The organism is Streptomyces asoensis, assembly GCF_013085465.1.
In the GTDB taxonomy this organism is placed as follows: domain Bacteria; phylum Actinomycetota; class Actinomycetes; order Streptomycetales; family Streptomycetaceae; genus Streptomyces; species Streptomyces cacaoi_A.
On record NZ_CP049838.1, the window covers coordinates 1,842,903 to 1,863,147 of the forward strand.

At 72.7% G+C, this 20,245-nt stretch carries 20 protein-coding genes; 14 read left to right on the plus strand and 6 right to left on the minus strand.

Going from position 1 to position 20,245, the window contains the following annotated elements; genetic code table 11:
• Window positions 1-33 precede the first annotated feature (33 nt).
• Complete coding sequence (locus G9272_RS08100; RefSeq protein ID WP_171395907.1) at window positions 34-1,161, minus strand: 8-amino-7-oxononanoate synthase; 1,128 nt, start codon at window positions 1,159-1,161, stop codon at window positions 34-36.
• Window positions 1,162-1,308: 147 nt separating this feature from the next.
• On the opposite strand from G9272_RS08100, the gene bioB reads away from it, so the two are divergent.
• Genes bioB through bioD form a run of 3 tightly spaced genes read left to right on the plus strand, consistent with a single transcriptional unit; the run spans window position 1,309 to window position 4,557 of the window.
• The gene (gene bioB / locus G9272_RS08105; protein WP_171395908.1) at window positions 1,309-2,550 is read left to right on the plus strand and encodes a biotin synthase BioB; all 1,242 of its coding nucleotides are present in this window, start codon (window positions 1,309-1,311) and stop codon (window positions 2,548-2,550) included.
• Entirely contained in the window at window positions 2,543-3,832 is a 1,290-nt protein-coding gene (locus G9272_RS08110; protein ID WP_171395909.1) for an adenosylmethionine--8-amino-7-oxononanoate transaminase, read from the plus strand. The genes bioB and G9272_RS08110 overlap by 8 nt, the downstream gene beginning before the upstream one ends.
• Window positions 3,833-3,834: 2 nt before the next feature.
• Window positions 3,835-4,557: a dethiobiotin synthase gene (gene bioD, locus G9272_RS08115; RefSeq protein ID WP_171401901.1), complete on the plus strand. Its 723-nt coding sequence runs from the start codon at window positions 3,835-3,837 to the stop codon at window positions 4,555-4,557.
• On the opposite strand, the gene G9272_RS08120 is transcribed toward bioD, so the two are convergent.
• Window positions 4,554-6,848: a LuxR C-terminal-related transcriptional regulator gene (locus tag G9272_RS08120; RefSeq protein WP_437184261.1), complete on the minus strand. Its 2,295-nt coding sequence runs from the start codon at window positions 6,846-6,848 to the stop codon at window positions 4,554-4,556. The genes bioD and G9272_RS08120 overlap by 4 nt on opposite strands.
• A gap of 114 nt (window positions 6,849-6,962) precedes the next feature.
• Between G9272_RS08120 and G9272_RS08125 the strand changes: the two genes are divergently transcribed.
• Both G9272_RS08125 and G9272_RS08130 read left to right on the plus strand, forming a co-directional pair.
• Window positions 6,963-7,649, plus strand: coding sequence for an esterase/lipase family protein (locus tag G9272_RS08125; protein WP_171395910.1), 687 nt, complete (start codon window positions 6,963-6,965; stop codon window positions 7,647-7,649).
• A gap of 132 nt (window positions 7,650-7,781) precedes the next feature.
• Entirely contained in the window at window positions 7,782-8,459 is a 678-nt protein-coding gene (locus tag G9272_RS08130; protein WP_171395911.1) for a class I SAM-dependent methyltransferase, read from the plus strand.
• Here the strand turns inward: G9272_RS08130 and G9272_RS08135 are convergent.
• Window positions 8,454-8,828: a fic family toxin-antitoxin system, toxin component gene (locus G9272_RS08135; protein ID WP_171395912.1), complete on the minus strand. Its 375-nt coding sequence runs from the start codon at window positions 8,826-8,828 to the stop codon at window positions 8,454-8,456. The genes G9272_RS08130 and G9272_RS08135 overlap by 6 nt on opposite strands.
• Before the next feature lie 4 nt (window positions 8,829-8,832).
• Window positions 8,833-9,075, minus strand: a complete 243-nt coding sequence (locus tag G9272_RS08140; protein ID WP_062646439.1) for a toxin-antitoxin system, antitoxin component — start codon at window positions 9,073-9,075, stop codon at window positions 8,833-8,835.
• Between the two features lie 148 nt (window positions 9,076-9,223).
• Here G9272_RS08140 and G9272_RS08145 point away from each other — a divergent pair, with 148 nt between their 5' ends.
• From G9272_RS08145 to mug, 9 genes are all read left to right on the plus strand, one after another.
• Entirely contained in the window at window positions 9,224-10,087 is an 864-nt protein-coding gene (locus tag G9272_RS08145) for an ABC transporter ATP-binding protein (protein WP_171395913.1), read from the plus strand.
• 4 nt (window positions 10,088-10,091) lie between these two features.
• On the plus strand, window positions 10,092-12,659 hold the full coding sequence (locus G9272_RS08150; RefSeq protein WP_171395914.1) for an ABC transporter permease: 2,568 nt from the start codon (window positions 10,092-10,094) through the stop codon (window positions 12,657-12,659).
• A gap of 40 nt (window positions 12,660-12,699) precedes the next feature.
• The gene (locus G9272_RS08155) at window positions 12,700-12,999 is read left to right on the plus strand and encodes a hypothetical protein (protein WP_216377813.1); all 300 of its coding nucleotides are present in this window, start codon (window positions 12,700-12,702) and stop codon (window positions 12,997-12,999) included.
• A gap of 122 nt (window positions 13,000-13,121) precedes the next feature.
• Window positions 13,122-13,547 (plus strand): GNAT family N-acetyltransferase, encoded by a 426-nt coding sequence (locus tag G9272_RS08160; protein ID WP_171395915.1) that lies wholly within the window; start codon window positions 13,122-13,124, stop codon window positions 13,545-13,547.
• 186 nt (window positions 13,548-13,733) lie between these two features.
• On the plus strand, window positions 13,734-15,074 hold the full coding sequence (locus G9272_RS08165) for a hemolysin family protein (RefSeq protein ID WP_171395916.1): 1,341 nt from the start codon (window positions 13,734-13,736) through the stop codon (window positions 15,072-15,074).
• Window positions 15,071-16,102, plus strand: coding sequence for a hemolysin family protein (locus G9272_RS08170; RefSeq protein ID WP_171395917.1), 1,032 nt, complete (start codon window positions 15,071-15,073; stop codon window positions 16,100-16,102). The genes G9272_RS08165 and G9272_RS08170 overlap by 4 nt, the downstream gene beginning before the upstream one ends.
• A 65-nt stretch (window positions 16,103-16,167) precedes the next feature.
• Entirely contained in the window at window positions 16,168-16,947 is a 780-nt protein-coding gene (locus G9272_RS08175; RefSeq protein WP_171395918.1) for an SGNH/GDSL hydrolase family protein, read from the plus strand.
• A gap of 92 nt (window positions 16,948-17,039) precedes the next feature.
• Window positions 17,040-18,482, plus strand: a complete 1,443-nt coding sequence (gene purB, locus G9272_RS08180; RefSeq protein WP_171395919.1) for an adenylosuccinate lyase — start codon at window positions 17,040-17,042, stop codon at window positions 18,480-18,482.
• The gene (gene mug / locus G9272_RS08185; RefSeq protein WP_171401903.1) at window positions 18,479-19,024 is read left to right on the plus strand and encodes a G/U mismatch-specific DNA glycosylase; all 546 of its coding nucleotides are present in this window, start codon (window positions 18,479-18,481) and stop codon (window positions 19,022-19,024) included. Before purB ends, mug begins: the two co-directional genes overlap by 4 nt.
• 31 nt (window positions 19,025-19,055) lie before the next feature.
• Here the strand turns inward: mug and G9272_RS08190 are convergent, their stop codons facing one another.
• Window positions 19,056-19,427, minus strand: a complete 372-nt coding sequence (locus tag G9272_RS08190; protein ID WP_171395920.1) for a hypothetical protein — start codon at window positions 19,425-19,427, stop codon at window positions 19,056-19,058.
• 57 nt (window positions 19,428-19,484) lie between these two features.
• Complete coding sequence (locus G9272_RS08195) at window positions 19,485-20,243, minus strand: ABC transporter permease subunit (protein ID WP_171395921.1); 759 nt, start codon at window positions 20,241-20,243, stop codon at window positions 19,485-19,487.
• Window positions 20,244-20,245: the final 2 nt, after the last annotated feature.

Below are 20,245 nucleotides of genomic sequence, written 5' to 3' on the forward strand. Positions count from 1 at the left end.
GTCAGAGGCGGTCCACGGCCGTGTCACGCCGACTCATGGTCGTGTTTCGCCGATCACCTGTACAGCGCGTTCCAGCTCGGCCCCGGAGAGGTCCGCACGCGCGGTCAGCCTGAGGCGTGAGATGCCGTCGGGCACGGAGGGAGGACGGAAGCAGCCCACGGCCAGGCCTGCCGACCGGCAGTCCGCCGCCCAGCGCACGGCCCCCTCCGGGGACGGCGCACGCACGGAGACGACCGCGGCGTCCGGACGCACCGCTGCCAGGCCCGCGGCCGTCACGCGGGCGTGCAGCTCGCCCGCCACCGCACGCGCGCGTGCCGCGCGCTGCGGCTCCCGGCGCAGCAGCCTGAGGGCGGCCAACGCCGCGCCCGCCGCCGCCGGGGCCAGGCCCGTGTCGAAGATGAACGTCCGGGCCGCGTTCACCAGATGCTCGATCACCCGCGCGGGACCCAGCACCGCGCCGCCCTGGCTGCCCAGCGACTTGGACAGCGTGACCGTGACGACGACGTCGTCGGCGCCCGCCAGGCCCGCCGCGTACGGAGCGCCCTGTCCGCCCTCCCCGAGCACACCGAGCCCGTGGGCGTCGTCGACGACCAGTCCGGCGCCGTACTCGCGGCAGGCGGCCGCCAGGGCGGCCAGCGGGGCGGCGTCGCCGTCGACCGAGAAGACCGTGTCGGAGACGGCCACGGCCGGGCCGTCGTGCGTGCCGAGCGCCTTGCGCACCGCGTCCGGGTCGGCGTGCCCGACGACCTGGGTGGTGCCGCGGGCCAGCCGGCAGCCGTCGATCAGCGAGGCGTGGTTGCCCGCGTCGGAGACGATGAGCGACCCGTGCGGGGCCAGCGCGGTGACCGCGGCCAGGTTGGCCGCGTACCCGGAGGAGAAGACGAGGGCCGCCTCGAAGCCGCAGTGCTCGGCGAGCTCCCGCTCCAGCTCGCCGTGCAGCTCGGTGGTGCCGGTGACGAGCCGGGAGCCGGTCGCGCCGCCGCCCCAGGTCCTGGCCGCCGCCGCGGCCCCCTCCGTGACCTCGGGGTGACGGGCGAGGCCCAGGTAGTCGTTGCTCGCCAGGTCGAGGAGCGGCGAGTCGGCCGGGCGGGGCCGCAGGGTCCGTACGAGTCCGGCCCGGCGCCGCAGCTCCGCCTGCTCGTCGATCCAGCCGAACGCCATGGGTCCTCCGGGCTTTTGTAGGTAGCGGACAGACACTAGCGGCCCGACCGCCTACCCACGGTGTGGCAATACCCACACGTCGAACCCGGTGTGTTGTGTGATCCCTACCTTGGCCCGGAGCGGGTGCGTAGGACAGGATCGGCTCTCATGGACCTGCTGAACACGCTGGTGGACAAGGGGCTTCGGCGCGAGCTGCCGACCCGCGAGGAAGCGCTGGCCGTACTGGCCACTTCCGACGACGACGTGCTGGACGTGGTGGCCGCGGCCGGCCGGGTGCGCCGGCAGTGGTTCGGGCGACGGGTGAAACTCAACTACCTCGTCAACCTCAAGTCGGGGCTGTGCCCCGAGGACTGCTCCTACTGCTCCCAGCGGCTCGGCTCCACGGCCGGGATCCTGAAGTACACCTGGCTCAAGCCGGAAGAGGCCTCGCAGGCGGCGGCGGCCGGGCTGGCGGGCGGGGCCAAGCGGGTCTGTCTGGTGGCCTCCGGGCGTGGTCCGACGGACCGTGACGTCGACCGGGTCGCCGGCACCATCAAGGCGATCAAGGACCAGAACGAGGGCGTCGAGGTCTGCGCCTGTCTCGGCCTGCTCTCCGACGGCCAGGCCGAACGGCTGCGCGAGGCGGGCGCCGACGCCTACAACCACAACCTGAACACGTCCGAGGGCACGTACGGGGAGATCACGACCACGCACACGTACGCCGACCGGGTGGACACGGTGCAGAAGGCGCACGCGGCGGGTCTGTCGGCGTGCTCGGGTCTGATCGCCGGCATGGGAGAGTCCGACGAGGACCTGGTGGACGTCGTCTTCTCGCTGCGCGAGCTCGACCCGGACTCCGTTCCGGTCAACTTCCTCATCCCGGTCGAGGGCACCCCGCTCGCCAAGGAGTGGAACCTCACCCCGCAGCGCTGTCTGCGCATCCTGGCGATGGTGCGGTTCGTCTGCCCGGACGTCGAGGTGCGCATCGCGGGCGGCCGCGAGGTCCATCTGCGCACGATGCAGCCGCTCGCCCTGCACCTGGCCAACTCGATCTTCCTGGGCGACTACCTCACGACCGAGGGCCAGGCCGGCCAGGCCGACCTGGAGATGATCGCGGACGCCGGATTCGAGGTGGAGGGCGCGGAGCAGGTGACGCTGCCCGAGCACCGGGCGGCGGCGGGCGGTGGCTGCGGGTCCCACGAGGGCGGTGGCTGCGGCTCGCACGAGGGCGGTGGCTGCGGCTCGCACGAGAACTCCGGGTGCGGCTCGCACGAGGGGGGCGGTGTGTGCGGCTCCGCCCCGGCCGCGGCCCCCGCCCCGGCTCCGGCCGCTGCGGTCGGCGAGGCCCGTACGGACCTGGTCGCCGTGCGCCGGCGTGGCGCCGGTACCGATCTCGCGCCCAATGCCTGAGCTGCCCCCGCTCGGGGTGCCCGAGCTGCTGGAGCTCGACCGGCGGCACGTGTGGCATCCGTACGGTCCGATGCCCGGCCGGGTCGAACCGCTCGTCGTGGAGTCGGCGAGCGGGGTACGGCTGCGGCCGGCGGACGGCTCGGGTGACCTGGTCGACGGCATGGCGTCCTGGTGGTCGGCGATCCACGGCTACAACCACCCGGTGCTCAACGAGGCCGTACGCGAGCAGCTGGGCCGGATGAGTCATGTGATGTTCGGCGGGCTCACCCACGAGCCCGCCGTACGTCTGGCGAAGCTCCTTGTCGACATGTCGCCCGACGGTCTGGAGCATGTCTTCCTCGCCGACTCCGGCTCGGTGTCGGTCGAGGTCGCGGTGAAGATGTGCCTCCAGTACTGGCGCTCGCTGGGCCGCCCGGCCAAGGGACGCCTGCTGACCTGGCGCGGCGGTTACCACGGCGACACCTGGCAGCCGATGTCCGTGTGCGATCCCGAGGGCGGGATGCACGACCTGTGGACCGGGGTGCTGCCCCGGCAGGTCTTCGTGGACCCGCCTCCGGTGGAGTTCGAGGAGGCGTACGCCGACCTGTTGCGCGAGACGATCGGGCGGCACGCCGACGAGCTGGCCGCGGTCATCGTGGAGCCGGTGGTGCAGGGCGCGGGCGGGATGCGGTTCCACTCCCCCGGCTATCTGCGGGTGCTGCGCGAGGCGTGCGACGCGCACGACGTGCTGCTGGTGTTCGACGAGATCGCGACCGGGTTCGGGCGTACGGGCGCGCTGTTCGCGGCGGAGCACGCCGCGGTGACACCGGATGTGATGTGCGTCGGCAAGGCGTTGACCGGCGGTTATCTGACGATGGCGGCGACGCTGTGCACGTCCCGGGTGGCCGACGGGATCTCGCGGGGCGAGGTGCCGGTCCTGGCCCATGGGCCGACGTTCATGGGCAACCCGCTCGCCGCGGCCGTCGCCTGTGCCTCGATCGAGCTGCTGCTCGGGCAGGACTGGCTCGCGGAGGTCAAGCGGATCGAGGCGGGGCTGCGGGACGGCCTCGCCGCGGCGGCGGAGATTCCGGGCGTGCGGGACGTCCGGGTCCTCGGCGCGATCGGCGTCGTCCAGCTCGACCACCCGGTGGACATGGCGGCCGCCACCCGGGCCGCGGTGCGCGAGGGTGTCTGGCTGCGGCCGTTCCGCGACCTGATCTACACGATGCCGCCGTACGTCACCGGTGACGCGGACGTGGCACGGATCGCGCGCGCGGTGTGCGCCGCGGCGCGGGAGGGATGAACATGCCGATCCTGGTGATCACGGGGACGGGCACGGAGGTCGGCAAGACCGTCACGACGGCCGCGGTCGCCGCGTCGGCGCTCGCGGCGGGGCGGTCGGTGGCCGTCCTCAAGGCCGCGCAGACCGGCGTACGAGCGGACGAGCGCGGGGACGCCGACGAGGTGGCCCGGCTCGCGGGCGCGGTGACGACGGTCGAAGTGGCCCGCTATCCCGAGCCGTTGGCTCCGGCGACGGCGGCCCGCAGGGCGGGCCTGGCGGCGGTGCGGCCGCAGGACGTGGCGGATGCGGCGCAGAAGCTGGCCGCCGAGCACGACCTGGTGCTCGTCGAGGGGGCGGGCGGGCTGCTCGTACGGTTCGACGAGGCGGGTGGGACGCTGGCCGACGTGGCGCAGCTGCTGCGGGCGCCGGTGCTGATCGTGGCCTCGGCGGGCCTCGGCACGCTGAACACGACGGAACTGACGGCTCGTGAACTGCGGGCACGGGGGGTGGAGTTGCTGGGGGTCGTGATCGGCAGCTGGCCCGACTCCCCCGATCTGGCGTCCCGTTGCAATGTCGTGGATCTGCCGGAGGTGGCCGGGGCCCCGCTGCTGGGGGCGCTGCCGTCGGGGGCCGGTGCTCTTGCACCTGCCGATTTCCGTACCGTGGCGCCCGGTTGGCTGGCGCCACGGCTGGACGGGACGTGGGAGGCGGAGGCCTTCCGGGAGCGGACCGGTTCGGGGCTCTAGCCGTCGTCCGCGTCCGCGAGCAGCCGGACGAGTTCGATGCGGGAGCGGATGCCGAGGCGGGTGAAGACGCCTCGCAGATGGTGGTCGATGGTGCGGGGGCTGAGGGCGAGGCGGGCGGCGATCTCGCGGTTCGTGGCGCCGTCGGCCGCCATCCGGGCGACCAGAAGCTGCTGGGCGGTCAGGTGGATCGTCGGGCGCCGGTCGCCACGGGTGGGGGCGGCGGGGGCGCCGAGCGCGCGCAGTTCGGCGCGGGCGCTCTCGGCGCAGTGCGGGGCGTCGAAGGACTCGAACGCCTCCATGGCGCTGTGCAGCCGGTCGCGGGCCTCCGTGCGGAGGCGCAGCCTGCGCAGCGCGCTGCCGAACAGCAGTTCGGTGCGGGCCCGTTCGAAGACTCGGGTTCCTTCGGCGTGCAGCCGGAGGGCCGTGCGGTAGTGCTCGACGGCGTCGGCGCCCGGCGTGAGCAGGGCCCGGCAGCGGGCGCTGAGAGCCAGGTCGTCGGCGCTGCCGACGGCACGGGCCCAACGGTCGTAGTCGGCGTGCGCGGCGCGCGCCACGCGGGTCTCGCCGGTGCGGACGGCTGCCTCGACATAGTGCGGGGTGGCCAGGTGGCGGATGGCCCGGTGGCCGTGGCCCGGGCCCGAGGCGGCGAGTGCCCGCAGCCGGGCCGCGGCGGCGTCGAAGCGGCCGGAGCCGAGGTCGAGGAAGGCCAGCGCCCACTGCGCGAGGGCGGCGGGCAGGCCCAGGGCGTGGGCGAGGGCGTAGGAGCGGGCTGCCGCGGCCCGCTCCCGGCACAGGTCTTCGTCGCCGGTGAGCGCGGCGAACATCGCCAGGGCGGCCTGGAGATGGCAGGCGCCGTTGTCCTGTCCGGTGGCGTACGCCTGCCGCAGGGCGTCCAGCGTGGCGGCCTCGGCGGCGCGCGGGCGGCCGGTCCAGAAGTCGGCGTAGGCGCGGAACTCCATGGCCTGGGACACGGCGGCGGTGACGCCCCGGGCTCGGGCCGCGGCGGCCGCCCGGACCGTGGCGGTGGCGGCGCGGGTGTGGTCGCCGAGCATCAGGGCGGCGATGCCCGCGTGCAGGAGGAGGGTGGGGTCACCGCCCGGACCGCACCGTCCGGCGGTGGCCTCCAGCAGGTGGCGCGCGTCCTCGTACCGTCCGTCGACGGCCGCGGCGATCCCTCCGAGCACACCCGGCGGATCGATGCCCGACTGCCCTGCGACGAGCGTCGCTTCACGGCATCGACGGAGATCGCCGGTGTAGACGGCGGCTTCGGCGGCTCGGGCCAGGAAGTGGGTGACGGGGGCGGTGGGGGCTGAGCCCGCCGCCTCGCCGGACTCGCGCGAAGGGACGGCGGAAGGGCCGGAGGAGGCGGTGGTGTCGCTCCGTCCCGGTGGCGGGGCACCGGGCGCGGGTCGCGCCCCGGCCGCCCGTGCCGCCCCGGCCAGCAGCGCGTCGAACGCCTCCCCCGCGTGCCCGGTCCGCAGGGCGAGGATGCCGGTGAGGGCGTCGGCGTCGGTGCGGGCGGCCAGGGTGCGGGACCGGTCGCCGTCACCGCGGTGCCAGGCGTCGGTCGCCGCGTGGGCGAGGAGTCGGGACCGTTCGCCCGGGTCCGTGCAGAGCGCGGCGGCGCGTTCGGCGAGGGCGCCCGAGAGCGCCGGGTCGCCGGCGGCGCGCGCCCGGTCGGCCGCCGCCGTCAGTTCCGCGGTGAGCCGCGCGCTGGGCCCGAGCGCGCCCGCGCCCCGGTGCCAGGACCGCCGGGGCGTCTCCGCCGCGCCGTGCAGGACGCGGGCGAGCAGCCGGTGGGCGTCACGCCGGTCGGCCGGGGCGGCCGTCTCGTACGCGGCGATCCGGGTCCAGGCATCGCGGAAGCCGACCCCGCCGGCCGTGGCGTAGGCGATGCCGGCCGCCTCGGCCGCCTCGAGGGGCCGGGTGTCGAGGCGGGCGGCGGCGACGGCGCGCAGGAAGGCGTGGGTGGCGACCGGGTACTGGTCGGCGGCCGCCAGCAGGAGCACCAGCCGGGTGCCGTCGGGCAGCGCACGGACCTCGCGGCGGTGCGCGCGCAGCGTCTCGGGGGCGAGGTCGGCGGGGTCGGCGGGCAGCGGGTCGAGGCCGGCCGCCTGCCGTTCGGTCAGCCGCGCGACGAGTTCGGCGGCGGCACGCGGGTCGCCGTATACGAGGCGCAGCACGCGCACGCGGACGCCTTCGGACAGCGCCGGGGCCGGGCGCGGGCCCACGTCCGGCGGCGCCGGTGGCGAAGTGCGGTCCAAAGACGGGGGGTTCACTCGTGTCACCACACAACTGACGTTACTGGCGGGTTACTTGAACCGTAAAGACTGGCGATTTCACCGATGCGGCGCGCGTAGACCCGCCGGACACTCCTGGCAACCCCACACGTTTCAGGAGGCATCATGCAGCGCCACAAGCGTCGCATCGCCGCGGCACTCTCGGCCGTGGTCTCTTCGCTCCTTCTGTCACTCTCGTTCTCCGCCCCCACAGCCCACGCCGCGACCCACAATCCGATCGTCTTCGTGCACGGCATCAGCAGTTCCTCCAGCAGCTGGGACGACTGGGTCGCCGACTTCAAGGCCGACGGCTACACGGCCGCCGAGCTGGACGCCTGGACCTACAGCTGGTCCCAGTCGAACGCCACGACCGCCTCCCAACTGGCCACCGAGATCAAGAACGTGCTGGCGAGAACCGGCGCGTCCAAGGTCGACGTCGTCATCCACTCCATGGGCGCGCTCAGCTCCCGCTACTACCTCAAGAACCTCGGCGGCACCGCGTACGTGGACGACTTCGTCTCCGTCGCGGGCACCAACCACGGGACGTCGGTCGCCTCGTGGTGCAGCTGGCTCTACACCTCCTGCGCCGAGATGGTCACCGGCAGTTCGTTCCTCACCGCGCTCAACTCCGGTGACGAGACCCCGGGCAGCGTGAGCTACGCGACCTACTGGTCGAACTGCGACGCGGCCATCGACCCGGACTCCTCGGCACTGCTGAGCGGGGCCACCAACGTCGGCGTCGGGTGCATCTCGCACAACGACATGAACAACGATCACGGCGTGTACGAGCAGGTGCGCGACTTCATCCAGTGAGCCGTTCGCCCGAAGACCGTTGGTCCGGCGAGCCGTTTTCCATCCGGTGAGCCGCGCGACAGCGACAGCGTGGGTGCGGCGGGCCTGCACGGGGGAGAATCCCGGTAGGCCCGTCCTGCCCGGGAGGTCGCCATGCCCCTACGGTCCACCGGCTCCGGCAAGGTGCCCGGTGATCCCGTCCACCACCCGCTGTTCGCCCGCTGTTATGCCCGGCTCGGCACGGCCGCGGAGACCCGCGGCGGTCTGGCCGCCGTACGCGACCAACTGCTCACGGGGCTGTCCGGCCGGATCATCGAGATCGGTGCGGGCAACGGACTGAACTTCGCGCACTACCCGGCCGCCGTCTCGGAGGTCGTCGCGATCGAGCCGGAACGCCACCTGCGCACGCTGGCGCTGGAGGCGGCCCTGCGCGCGGAGGTGCCGGTGGATGTCGTGCCGGCCGTGGCGGAGGCGCTGCCGGTGAAGAGCGAGGCCTCCGACGCGGCGGTGGTCTCGCTGGTGCTGTGCAGTGTGCGGGACGTCCCCCGCGCGCTCGGGGAGTTGCTGCGGGTGCTGCGGCCCGGCGGCGAGCTGAGGTTCTTCGAGCACGGCCCGGGCGGCGGTCCGGTGATGCGGTTCACCCAGCGCGCGCTGGACCGCACGGTGTGGCCGACCCTGGCCGGCGGCTGTCACCTCACCCGGGACACCCTCGACGCCCTGCGCGAGGCAGGGTTCGAACCGGGCCCGTACCGCCGGCTCTCCGTGCCGGAGAAGGGCCCGAAACTCCCCTCCTCGTACTGCGTTCTCGGTAGGGCCCGTCGCCCCTCATAGGCTCCACCGGCGCAGTTCCCGCGCGATGTCGGACACCGACGCGTCCCCGGTCTTGACCAGGCGGGCCAGGTCGCGGACCTGTTCGGGCGAGGTGGCGACCTTCAGACCGCTGGCGACGAGATAGGCGTACGCGACGGCGCAGGCGAACAGGGCGTTGGAGCGCTCCAGCGCGGGGACGTGGATGAGGAGCTGGAGCAGCGCGGCGGCGCGGGCCGGCGCGTCGTCGTAGACGGGGACGTCGAATATCTCGGCCTGGTGGCGCGCCACGGCCGCCACCAGTGCCCCCCAGTCGGTGACCTGGGGGTCCCCCGGGGTCTTCTGTTCGGCGAGCATGAGAAGCCAGGCGAGATCGATGCGGAGGTCGCTCAAGGGATCAGCGGCGACCTTCGCGCGTGCCGCCCTCGCGGTCGGCGCCGAACTCCTCCACGAACACGGCCTCGTACTGCTTCATGAAGTCGCTGGCGGCCTCGACGAACGTGTGGCCGACTTCACCGGCGTCCTGTCTGACCAGCTCTTCTATGTAGCGGTTGACGCTCATGCCACGGGCCGTGGCGCGCTCGCGGGCGGCGCGGGCCGTGCCCTCGTCGACGCGTACGTTCAGCTGGGTCTTCGCCATACCTCGACGCTAGCGCCGCATTGCTAGCAACGGCAAGGGCGGCCGGGAGGCGAAAAGGGATACCGGGTGTGCGCCGGGTCACACTACGCTCGGCCGGACAGAAACATCACCACGCGGTCGGCACGTCCATTCGAGCGAGGAGGCAGCCTTGTCCACACCTGCTGCGGAGCACGCCCCCGGTCTGGCTTCGGCCGGCGGGATCGCGGCCCGCGCCCGCGGTCTGACCAAGGCGTACGGCTCGGGCGAGACCACGGTGCTCGCCCTGGACTCGGTGGACGTGGACATCGCGCGCGGCCGCTTTACCGCCGTCATGGGGCCGTCCGGCTCCGGGAAGTCCACCCTGATGCACTGCCTCGCGGGCCTCGACACGGTGTCGGCCGGCCAGGTGTGGATCGGCGACACCGAGATCACGGGGCTGAAGGACCGGGAACTGACCCGGCTGCGACGGGACCGGATCGGGTTCATGTTCCAGTCGTTCAACCTGATCCCGACGCTGAACGCGGCCGAGAACATCACCCTGCCCATGGACATCGCGGGGCAGAAGCCCGACCAGAAGTGGCTGGACCAGGTGATCGACACGCTCGGCCTGCGGGACCGGCTGAAGCACCGGCCGTCGCAGCTGTCCGGCGGCCAGCAGCAGCGCGTGGCCTGCGCCCGGGCGCTCGCCTCCCGCCCCGAGCTGATCTTCGCCGACGAGCCGACCGGCAACCTGGACTCGCGCGCCGGGCTCGAGGTCCTCGCGTTCCTGCGGGAGGCCGTCGACCAGCTGGGGCAGACCGTCGTCATGGTCACCCATGACCCCGGCGCCGCCGCCCACTCCGACCTGGTGCTCTTCCTCGCGGACGGGCGGATCGTGGACGAGATGGAGCGGCCGACGGCGGACGCGGTGCTGGAACGGATGAAGCGCTTCGACGTGATCCGCGCCCAGTCCGACGGCGAGAGCGGCGGCGCCGACATCCCGGCCACCGACGCGGACGCCACCGCCCCCGGCACCGACGCCAAGGAGAAGTGATCCGGTGCTGAAAGCCACCCTCAGGAGCTTCCTCGCGCACAAGGGGCGGCTGCTGCTGTCCGCGCTCGCCGTCGTCCTCTCGGTGGCGTTCGTCGCGGGCAGCCTGATCTTCTCCGACACGGTGACGCGCACCTTCGACCGGCTCTTCGCGTCCACATCGGCGGATGTGACGGTCGGGCCCAGCGACGACCTGAACGCCTCCGTGCCGACCGGCGCGGTACAGACCGTGCCCGCCTCCCTCGCCAAGGAGGTGGCCCGCGTCGACGGGGTCGCGTCGACCCACGCGGACGTGAGCGTGGAGAACATCACGGTCGTGGACGACGAGAACAAGTCCGTCGGGCCGACCACGGGCGCGCCCACCATCGCCACCGACTGGTACGTCACCGACCGCAGCCCGGTGAAGCTGACCTCCGGCCACGCCCCGCAGGGCGCGGGTGAGGCCATGCTCGACGCCGACACCGCCGACAAGAAGCACGTGAAGATCGGCGACACACTCACCGTGATGGCCCAGCCGGGCACGTTCAAGGTGAAGATCGTCGGCATCGCCACCTTCACCACCACCAACCCGGGCGCGGCCCTGGTCTTCCTCGACCCCGCGACCGCCGCCAGGCAGCTGCTCGGATCGCCGGACAAGGCCACGAGCATCTCCGTCGACGCGGCGCAGGGGGTGAGCGATTCGGCGCTCGAGCGGCGCGTCGCCGCCGCGGTCGGTACCGGGCCGTACGACGTGAAGACCGCCGACGAGCAGGCGAAGTCGTCGGCGGAGGCGCTGGGCGGGTTCCTCGACGTGATCAAGTACGTGATGCTCGGCTTCGCCGGGATCGCCGTCCTGGTCGGTGTGTTCCTGATCGTCAACACGTTCTCGATGCTGATCGCCCAGCGCACCCGTGAGCTGGGCCTGCTGCGCGCCCTGGGCGCCGACCGCCGTCAGGTGCGCCGCTCGGTGCTCACCGAGGCGGTGCTGCTCGGTCTCGTGGGCTCCACGCTCGGCCTCGCCGCCGGCATCGGCCTGGCGGCCGGGCTGATCAAGCTCATGAGCGCGTTCGGCATGAACCTCAAGACCACCGAGATGGTCGTCGGCTGGGCGACCCCGGTGGCGGCGTACGTCGTCGGCGTCGGCGTCACCTTCGTGGCGGCCTACCTCCCGGCCCGGCGCGCCGCGACCGTGTCGCCGATGGCGGCCCTCGCGGACGCGGACATCGCCGGAGTGGGGCGGCCGCTGAAGGTGCGCGCGGTGGTGGGCGCGGTCGTCGGCGCGCTGGGTGCGGCGGCGCTCGCCGGCTGTGTGAGCTCCTCGAAGACGGCGTCCGCGGCGTCCCTGCTGGGCCTGGGTGTCGTGCTCACGCTCATCGCCACCGTCATCGCGGGACCGCTGCTCGTCCGTCCGGTGATCCGCGTCCTCGGCGGTGCCTTCCCCGCGCTGTTCGGCTCGGTCGGCCGGATGAGCCAGCGCAACGCCCTGCGCAATCCGCGCCGTACCGGTGCCACGGCGGCCGCGTTGATGGTCGGCCTCGCCCTGGTGGGCGGGATGTCGGTGGCGAGCGCCTCGATGTCCAAGTCCTTCGACCAGCAGATCGACAAGACGCTGGGCGCCGACTTCGTCGTCCAGAACGCCAACTTCACGCCGTTCTCCCAAGAGGTCACGGACGCGGTGCGCGACACCGAGGGCGTCGGACTCGTCGTACGGCAGCGGTTCGCGCCGATCGCCGTACGGCTGCCCGACGGCAAGCGCGTCGAGACGACCGCCTCCGGTTACGACGACCGGGTCGACGACGTCGCGCACATCACGTACACCGAGGGCGACACGGCGGCCGCGCTGGCCGACGGCGCCATCGGCATGGACGTCGACTTCGCCAAGGACCACGGGGTGCGGCTGGGCAGCGTGCTCCCGGTGGAGTTCCCCGGCGACCGGACCACGTCGCTGAAGGTCGGCGCGCTCACCGACCAGGACGCCGGCGACGGGTTCGGCATGCAGGGCGGGCTGTTCCTCGGGATCGCCACCGTCGAGAAGTACGTGCCCGGCGGGCAGGACTCCGCGTTGTACGTGAACGCGGCCTCGGGCACGAGCGGCGACCAGCTGCGTCCCCGCCTGGAGAAGACGCTCGACGCGTATCCGCAGGTACAGGCGCGTGACCAGGCCGACTACAAGAAGCTGGTGCACGACCAGATCGCCGTGCTGCTGTACCTGGTGTACGCGCTGCTCGGGCTCGCGATCGTCATCGCGGTGCTCGGTGTGGTCAACACCCTGGCGCTGTCGGTGGTGGAACGGACCCGGGAGATCGGGCTGCTGCGTGCGATCGGGCTGGGCCGGCGTCAGTTGCGCCGGATGATCCGGCTGGAATCGGTCGTGATCGCGGTGTTCGGCGCGGTGCTGGGCCTGGCGCTCGGGCTGGTGTGGGGCGTGTGCATACAGCAGGTGCTGGAGCTTCAGGGCATGAAGGCCCTCGCCATCCCGTGGGGCACGATCGTCGCGGTCGTGGTGGGTTCCGCGGTCGTCGGTGTCGTGGCGGCGCTGCTGCCCGCCTTGCGCGCCTCCCGGATGAACGTGCTGGCCGCGATCGCGCACGAGTGACGCGAACCCGGCGCGGACTCGGATCACTTACCACTCAAGAGTGGCCATGTACCGGCGGCTGGCGTCGGGCCGCGAGGAGCCGGCCGAGCTCAACCTGCTCGTCCCGATGGTGACCATCACCGACGACCGCGAGGCCGGGCTCCAGCCGCTCGTCGACCACCTGCCGGACCTGACCATGGAGCAGGCGCTGGAGCTGCCCATGACCCTGGTCGGCACCCTGGACCAGATCACCGCACAGCTACGGGCGCAGCGCGAGCGGTACGGGTTCTCGTATCTGACCGTCATGGAACCGGAGATGGAGGCGTTCGCGCCGGTGATCGCCGAGCTGCGCGGCGAGTAGCGGTCCACGACCGCCCGCCCGCCGACCATGGAACGCCCGCCTGCCGTCCGCGGACCGTCGGCGGGCGTCCGCATGCTGGAAATTCGCGTTCCGTCCGGTTTCCCGCGTGGTGGGATCGATCCATGAGCGATCTACGGATACGGGCCGCCGGCCCCGAGGACCTGGACACCGTGCTGGCCTTCTGGAAGACCTCCGCCGAGGGCACCAGCATCAGCGACGACCGGAGCGGGGTGGAGCGGCTGGTCGCGCGCGATCCGGGGGCGCTGATCCTGGCCGAGCGGGGCGGTGAGCTGGCCGGGACGGTGATCGCCGGGTTCGACGGATGGCGGTGCCATCTGTACCGGCTGGCGGTGCACCCGGAGCGCCGCCGCCAGGGCATCGGATCGGCGCTGCTGGCCGCCGCGGAGGAGCGGTTCGTGCGGCTGGGCGGGCGCCGTGGGGACGCGATGGTGCTCACCCGCAACGAAACGGCACATCATGCCTGGCGCGCTGCGGGGTACGCGCCCGAGGAGAAGTGGCGGCGCTGGGTGAAGCCGCTCAGCGACTGACCGGAGCCCCGCAAGGGCTCTTTTGCCGATCCTTTACCATTGGGGGACTGTGCGGACGACCCGCGCAGTCCCCTGATGACTTCATGAAAGGTGTGAGCGTCCGCCCATGGGCGAGCCTCCCAGTACCCTCACGCGACATCGCGCGTCCCTCCCCGCCCTGCCCGATCATGGGACGGAGGTGACCCGATGACCGAAGTCCTGCTCCTCCTGGTCGCGATCCTGCTGTCGCTCGCGTGCGGCGCCTTCGTCGCCGCCGAGTTCTCGCTGACCACGGTCGAGCGCAGCGAACTGGAACGGGCGGTGGAGCGCGGCGAGCGCGGCGCTCCCGGAGCGCTCAAGGCCGTACGGAATCTCACCTTCCAGCTGTCCGGCGCCCAGCTCGGCATCACCGTCACCAACCTGGTGGTCGGCATGCTCTCCGAGCCGTCGATCGCCAAGCTGATCGCCGGGCCGCTGGAGTCGCTCGGCCTGTCGAGCAGCACGTCGAGCTCCGTCGCGCTGGTGCTGGGTACGGCCCTGTCGACCGTGTTCCTGATGGTCGTCGGCGAACTCGTGCCCAAGAACTGGGCGATCTCCTCCCCGCTGGCCGTCGCCAAGCGCGTGGGCAACGCGCAGCGCTGGTTCAGCGCCGCCTTCCGGCCCTTCATCACCCATCTCAACAACACCGCGAACCGCATCGTGCGCCGCTTCGGCGTGGAGCCCACCGAGGAACTCGCCGCCGCGCGCGGCCCCCAGGAGCTCGCGGCCCTGGCCCGGCACTCCGCGAAGGAGGGCGCCCTGGAGGCGGACACCGCGGAGTTGTTCGTGCGCACGCTGAACCTGGCCGATCTGACCGCGGAGAACGTGATGACCCCGCGCGTCCAGGTCATCGCCCTCGACGCGGCGGCGACCTGCGAGGACGTGGCGAACGCGACCCGGGCGACGGGCCTGTCCCGGTTCCCGGTGTACCGCGGCAACCTCGACTCGGTGGTCGGCACCGCGCACATCAAGGACGTGCTGGCGATCCCGGCGGAGCGCCGACCGCGCGTACCCGTCTCGGAGCTCATGCGTGAGCCGCTCCTCGTGCCCGAGTCGCTCACCGTGGACCGGCTGCTGGACCGGCTGTCCGGCAAGCGGACGATGGCCGTGGTCATCGACGAGTACGGCGGCACGGCGGGCGTGGCGACGCTGGAGGACATCGTCGAGGAGGTCGTCGGCGAGGTCCGCGACGAGCACGACCCGCACGAGACGTCCGACCTGGCCGCCGCGGGCAAGGACGACGAGGGCCGCGCGCTCTACTCGGCCGACGGCGCCGCCCGCACCGACCAGCTCGCGCGCGTGGGCCTGCACACCCCCGAGGGGCCGTACGAGACGCTCGCCGGCCTGCTCGCCACCGAGCTGGGCCGGATACCGGCGGTCGGCGACACCGTGGAGGTCGCGGGCTGGCGCATGGACGTGGTGGACGCCTCGGGCCGACGGGCCGCGCGCGTGCTGTTGCACGCGCCGCTCGCCCCGTCCGAGGGCTTTGAACAGGAGGCCGGGAAGTGATCGCCGTCCAGTTGCTGATCGCACTGGCGACCCTCGTCGTCAACGCGTTCTTCGTCGGCGCCGAGTTCGCGCTGATCTCCGTACGCCGCTCCCAGATCGAGCAGTACCTCGAAGGCGGCGCGAAGGGCGCGCAGGGCGACCGACGCGCCAAGAGCGTGCTGTGGGGCCTCCAGCACGTGTCCGCCCTGATGGCGGCCGCGCAGCTCGGCATCACGCTGTGCACGCTGATCCTCGGTGTGGTCGCCGAACCCGCCATCGCGCACCTGCTGGAACCGGTGTTCCACGCGGTGGGCGTGCCCGCGGGCGCGGGACACGCGGTGTCGTTCGTGATCGCGCTGGCCGTGGCGACCTATCTGCACATGCTGCTCGGCGAGATGGTGCCGAAGAACATCGCGCTCGCGGAGCCGGTGCGCAGCGCGCTGCTGCTGGGACCGCCGCTGGTCACGCTGGCCCGGGCGCTGCGCCCGGTGATCTTCGCGATCAACGCCTTCGCGAACGGCCTGCTGAAGCTGCTGCGGATCGAGACCAAGGACGAGGTCGCCGCGGCCTTCTCGGACGCCCAGCTCGCCCAGATCGTCAAGGACGCGGGTGAGGCGGGTCTCATCGACGACCGCGCCCTGGAGCGGCTGCACGACGCCCTGGAGCTGGGCCGGCGCCCGGTGCGGGATGTCGTCCTGCCGCTGGAAGGGGTCGTCTACGCGCGCGTGGGCGTCACTCCGGAGGAACTGGAGCGGCTGGCGGCGGAGTCCGGGTTCTCCCGGTTCCCCGTGGTGGACGAGGGGCGCCGGATCGTCGGTTACCTGCACGTGAAGGACGCGCTGGACGCCTCGCCACGGGACACGGCGTTCCGGCTGGGCGACATGCGGCCCATCGCGCGCGTGCGGGAGGCGACACCGCTGGACGACGTCCTCACCGCGATGCGGGGCACCCGTACGCATCTGGCGGCCGTGCTCGGCTCCGACGGGCGGCTGTCCGGTCTGGTGACCATGGAGGACGTGTTGCGGGAGCTGTTCGGGCAGCGGGCGTGAGGGCGCGGAGGGACCGTAGGTGACCGACCGCCGGGTATGAGACTCGGGCTACCATCGATGTCGCCATGCAGACGAATCCCACACACACCAGCCTGGTCGCCCTCGGCGACTCCTTCACCGAGGGCATGTCGGACCTGCTGCCCGACGGCTCCTACCGAGGGTGGGCGGACCTCCTCGCCGCGCGGATGGCCGCCCGCGCCCCCGGCTTCCGGTACGCCAACCTGGCGGTGCGCGGAAAGCTGATCGGGCAGATCGTCGAGGAGCAGGTGCCGGTGGCCACCGCGATGGGCGCCGACGTGATCACCCTGGTCGGCGGCCTCAACGACACCCTGCGCCCCAAGTGCGACATGGGCCGCGTGAAGGACCTGCTGACGGAGGCCGTGGAGCGCCTGACCCCCGCGTGCAGGGAGCTGGTGCTGATGCGCAGCCCGGGCCGGCAGGGGCCGGTCCTGGAGCGGTTCAGGCCGCGCATGGAGGAGCTGTTCGTGCATGTCGAGGAGCTGGCGCAGCGGCACGGCGCGCTCGTCGTCGACCTGTACGGCGCCCCGTCCCTCGGCGACCCGCGCATGTGGGACATCGACCGGCTGCACCTGACGGCGGAGGGCCACCGCCGGGTCGCGGAGGCGGTCTGGCAGAGCCTCGGGCACGACCCCGAGGACACCGAGTGGCACACGCCGATGGCGGCCACGCTGCCGCCGGGCTGGGCCGCCCGCCGCGTCGCGGACGCGCGGTTCGCCCGGCAGTACCTCCTCCCCTGGATAGGCCGCCGCCTGACCGGCCGGTCCTCCGGGGACGGCCTGCCGCCGAAACGGCCCGATCTGCTGCCGTACGAGGGTCAGGCGTAGGCGATTTCCGGCGGGGTGACGCCGGTCTCGTAGATTCCGCCGAACGAAACCTTGGCGCTGGCCTGCACGAATCGCCAGTAGAATCCGTACACGTGACTTCCGCTCCCGCCAAGCCCCGTATCCCCAACGTCCTCGCCGGACGCTACGCCTCCGCCGAGCTCGCCACGCTCTGGTCGCCCGAGCACAAGGTGAAGCTGGAGCGTCAGCTCTGGCTCGCCGTGCTGCGGGCTCAGAAGGACCTCGGGATCGAGGTGCCGGATTCGGCGATCTCCGACTACGAGCGTGTCCTGGACACCGTCGACCTGGCCTCCATCGCCGAGCGCGAGAAGGTCACCCGGCACGACGTGAAGGCCCGGATCGAGGAGTTCAACGACCTCGCCGGCCATGAGCAGGTCCACAAGGGCATGACGTCCCGTGACCTGACGGAGAACGTCGAGCAGCTCCAGATCCGGCTCTCGCTGGAGCTCGTCCGCGACCGCACGGTGGCCGTGCTGGCGCGTCTCGGCAAGCTGGCCGGCGAGTACGGCGAGCTCGTCATCGCCGGGCGCTCCCACAACGTGGCCGCGCAGGCCACGACCCTCGGCAAGCGGTTCGCGACCGCCGCCGACGAGCTGCTCGTCGCGTACGGACGGGTCGAGGAGCTGCTCGGGCGCTACCCGCTGCGCGGCATCAAGGGCCCGGTCGGCACCGCCCAGGACATGCTCGACCTGCTCGGGGGCGACGCCGCCAAGCTCAGCGAGCTGGAGGACCGGATCGCCGGTCACCTGGGCTTCTCGCAGGCGTTCACGTCCGTCGGCCAGGTCTACCCGCGGTCGCTGGACTACGAGGTCGTCACCGCGCTGGTGCAGCTCGCGGCGGCCCCCTCCTCGCTGGCGAAGACGATCCGGCTGATGGCCGGGCACGAGCTGGTGACCGAGGGGTTCAAGCCCGGCCAGGTCGGCTCCTCGGCGATGCCGCACAAGATGAACACCCGCTCCTGCGAGCGCGTCAACGGCCTGATGGTCATCCTGCGCGGCTACGCGTCGATGACCGGCGAGCTGGCGGGCGACCAGTGGAACGAGGGCGACGTGTCCTGCTCGGTGGTGCGCCGGGTCGCGCTGCCGGACGCGTTCTTCGCGCTCGACGGTCTGCTGGAGACGTTCCTGACGGTGCTCGACGAGTTCGGCGCCTTCCCGGCGGTCGTCGCCCGGGAGCTGGACCGCTACCTGCCGTTCCTCGCCACCACCAAGGTGCTGATGGGCGCGGTGCGCGCGGGCGTCGGCCGTGAGGTCGCGCACGAGGCGATCAAGGAGAACGCCGTCGCCTCGGCGCTGGCGATGCGCGAGCAGGGTGCCGAGCGCAACGAGCTGCTGGACAAGCTGGCCGCCGACGAGCGGCTCCCGCTCGACCGTGCCCAGCTGGATGCGCTGATGGCCGACAAGCTGTCCTTCACGGGTGCCGCGGCGGCCCAGGTGGCCACGGTCGTCGGCCGGGTCGAGGAGATCGTGAAGCAGCGTCCGGAGGCGGCCGGCTACACCCCGGGAGCGATCCTCTGACGCGCTTCACCCAGGCGGAGCTGGAGGCCGCCCGCGACCGTCTCGTACCGGACGTCGTCGCGGGCGGCCTGCGCGTGCTGTTCTGCGGCATCAACCCGGGCCTGATGACGGCGGCCACCGGCCACCACTTCGCCCGCCCGGGCAACCGCTTCTGGCCGGTGCTGCACCTGTCCGGCTTCACCCCGAGGCTGCTGAAGCCCGCCGAGCAGCAGGAACTGCTGTCCTACGGGCTCGGCATCACGAACGTGGTGGCGAGGGCGACCGCGCGGGCCGACGAGCTCACGGCGCGGGAGTACCAGGACGGCGGGCGGCTGCTGGCGGAGAAGGTGACCCGGCTGAAGCCCCACTGGCTGGCGGTGGTCGGCGTGACCGCGTACCGGGCGGCCTTCGACGACCGCAAGGCCGCGGTGGGCCCGCAGGAGCGGGTCATCGGGGACACCCGCGTGTGGGTGCTGCCGAATCCCAGCGGGCTGAACGCGCACTGGACGGCGGCGACGATGGCGGAGGAGTTCGCGCGGCTGCGGGTGGCGGCGGAGGACTGAGGGCCTCGTGCCGGGGCGTCCTGCCGGGGCCTCAGGGCGGGTCGGTCTCGGTGACGACCAGGAGGAGCTGGATCTCGTCGCACGGGTCGAGATCGGCGACGCCCAGGGCCACCCAGCGGCCGTGCTCCTCCGCCCGCCAGAGGTACACGTCCCCCACCCGGAGGCTCAGCTCGGCCCAGGGCTCGGGTATCTCCTCGGTCCCGGTCCGCAGCCGGACCGTCTGAAGCCCGACGTGGTCCGGATCCCCCCATCTCACCGTCAGTCTCCCGGCCAGGTGCTCCTTCTCCTCGTGGAACCGCTCCACCTCCGCGAGACGCACCGCGGCGTCGGCGACCGCGAGGCCGTGACTGGTCACCAAGGCCGTCGTACCGCGACCGGGCCCGAGGTACCTGTCGATGTCCATGAGCTCCAGTAAACCCGCCACCACTGACAATTGGCGGGCCGTCAGCCGGCCTACCGCTCAGGCATCCCTTCGCTGCACCCTCCACGCCCCTGCCGCGACCGCCGTCGCCGCCCACAGGGCCGTCACCGCGAGCCCCGTCCACGGGCCCAGAGCCCCCTCCCGCCTGCTGTGGAGCACGACTTGGCCGGCTCGGTCGGGCAGCAGGTCAGCGACGTTCCCGCTCATGTCGCCGACGACGAAGGACACGATCAGCAGGAACGGGACGAGGATGCTCAAGGCGGTCGTCCCGCTCCGCAGCACGGCCGTCAGGCCCGCCGCGAGCAGCGCCATCAGCGTCAGGTAGACGGCACAGCCCAGCGCGCCGCGCAGACAGTCGGCGGTGCTCAGCCCGTCGGCCTTCTCCCCCAGTACGGCGCTGCCCACGACCACGGTGATCAGGCCGGTGGTGAGACCGACGGTCAGTACCGGCAGGGCGATCGCCGTCAGCTTGGCGGCGAACCAGCGGCCCCGGTGCGGCACCGCGGCCAGGGACAGACGCAGTGCGCCGCCCTGGAACTCGCTCGCGACGGCCGTCGTCGCGAAGGCGATCGCCGCGATCTGACCGAAGCTCACGCCGAAGAAGACGGAGAAGAGTGGGTCGAGGTCCTCGGCATCCGTGCCGGTCGCGGCGTCCGCCGAGGACGCCGAGGACGCCGAGAACGCGGAGACCACCGAGAACGCGACGGTGGCCGACAGCACCGCGCACAGGCCGCCGACCAGCGAGCGCAGCGTACGGATCTTGATCCACTCGGCGTGGAGTGCGGGCGTGAATCCCATGG

Excerpts from the sequence above, each read along its gene's own strand:
- G9272_RS08110 (WP_171395909.1), top strand. The coding sequence starts at position 2,543 with ATGCCTGAGCTGCCCCCGCTCGGGGTGCCCGAGCTGCTGGAGCTCGAC.
- G9272_RS08125 (WP_171395910.1), top strand. The coding sequence starts at position 6,963 with ATGCAGCGCCACAAGCGTCGCATCGCCGCGGCACTCTCGGCCGTGGTC.
- G9272_RS08140 (WP_062646439.1), bottom strand. The coding sequence starts at position 9,075 with ATGGCGAAGACCCAGCTGAACGTACGCGTCGACGAGGGCACGGCCCGC.
- G9272_RS08160 (WP_171395915.1), top strand. The coding sequence starts at position 13,122 with ATGAGCGATCTACGGATACGGGCCGCCGGCCCCGAGGACCTGGACACC.
- G9272_RS08195 (WP_171395921.1), bottom strand. The coding sequence starts at position 20,243 with ATGGGATTCACGCCCGCACTCCACGCCGAGTGGATCAAGATCCGTACG.
- G9272_RS08190 (WP_171395920.1), bottom strand. The coding sequence starts at position 19,427 with ATGGACATCGACAGGTACCTCGGGCCCGGTCGCGGTACGACGGCCTTG.
- bioD (WP_171401901.1), top strand. The coding sequence starts at position 3,835 with ATGCCGATCCTGGTGATCACGGGGACGGGCACGGAGGTCGGCAAGACC.
- G9272_RS08100 (WP_171395907.1), bottom strand. The coding sequence starts at position 1,161 with ATGGCGTTCGGCTGGATCGACGAGCAGGCGGAGCTGCGGCGCCGGGCC.
- bioB (WP_171395908.1), top strand. The coding sequence starts at position 1,309 with ATGGACCTGCTGAACACGCTGGTGGACAAGGGGCTTCGGCGCGAGCTG.
- G9272_RS08165 (WP_171395916.1), top strand. The coding sequence starts at position 13,734 with ATGACCGAAGTCCTGCTCCTCCTGGTCGCGATCCTGCTGTCGCTCGCG.
- G9272_RS08175 (WP_171395918.1), top strand. The coding sequence starts at position 16,168 with ATGCAGACGAATCCCACACACACCAGCCTGGTCGCCCTCGGCGACTCC.
- G9272_RS08130 (WP_171395911.1), top strand. The coding sequence starts at position 7,782 with ATGCCCCTACGGTCCACCGGCTCCGGCAAGGTGCCCGGTGATCCCGTC.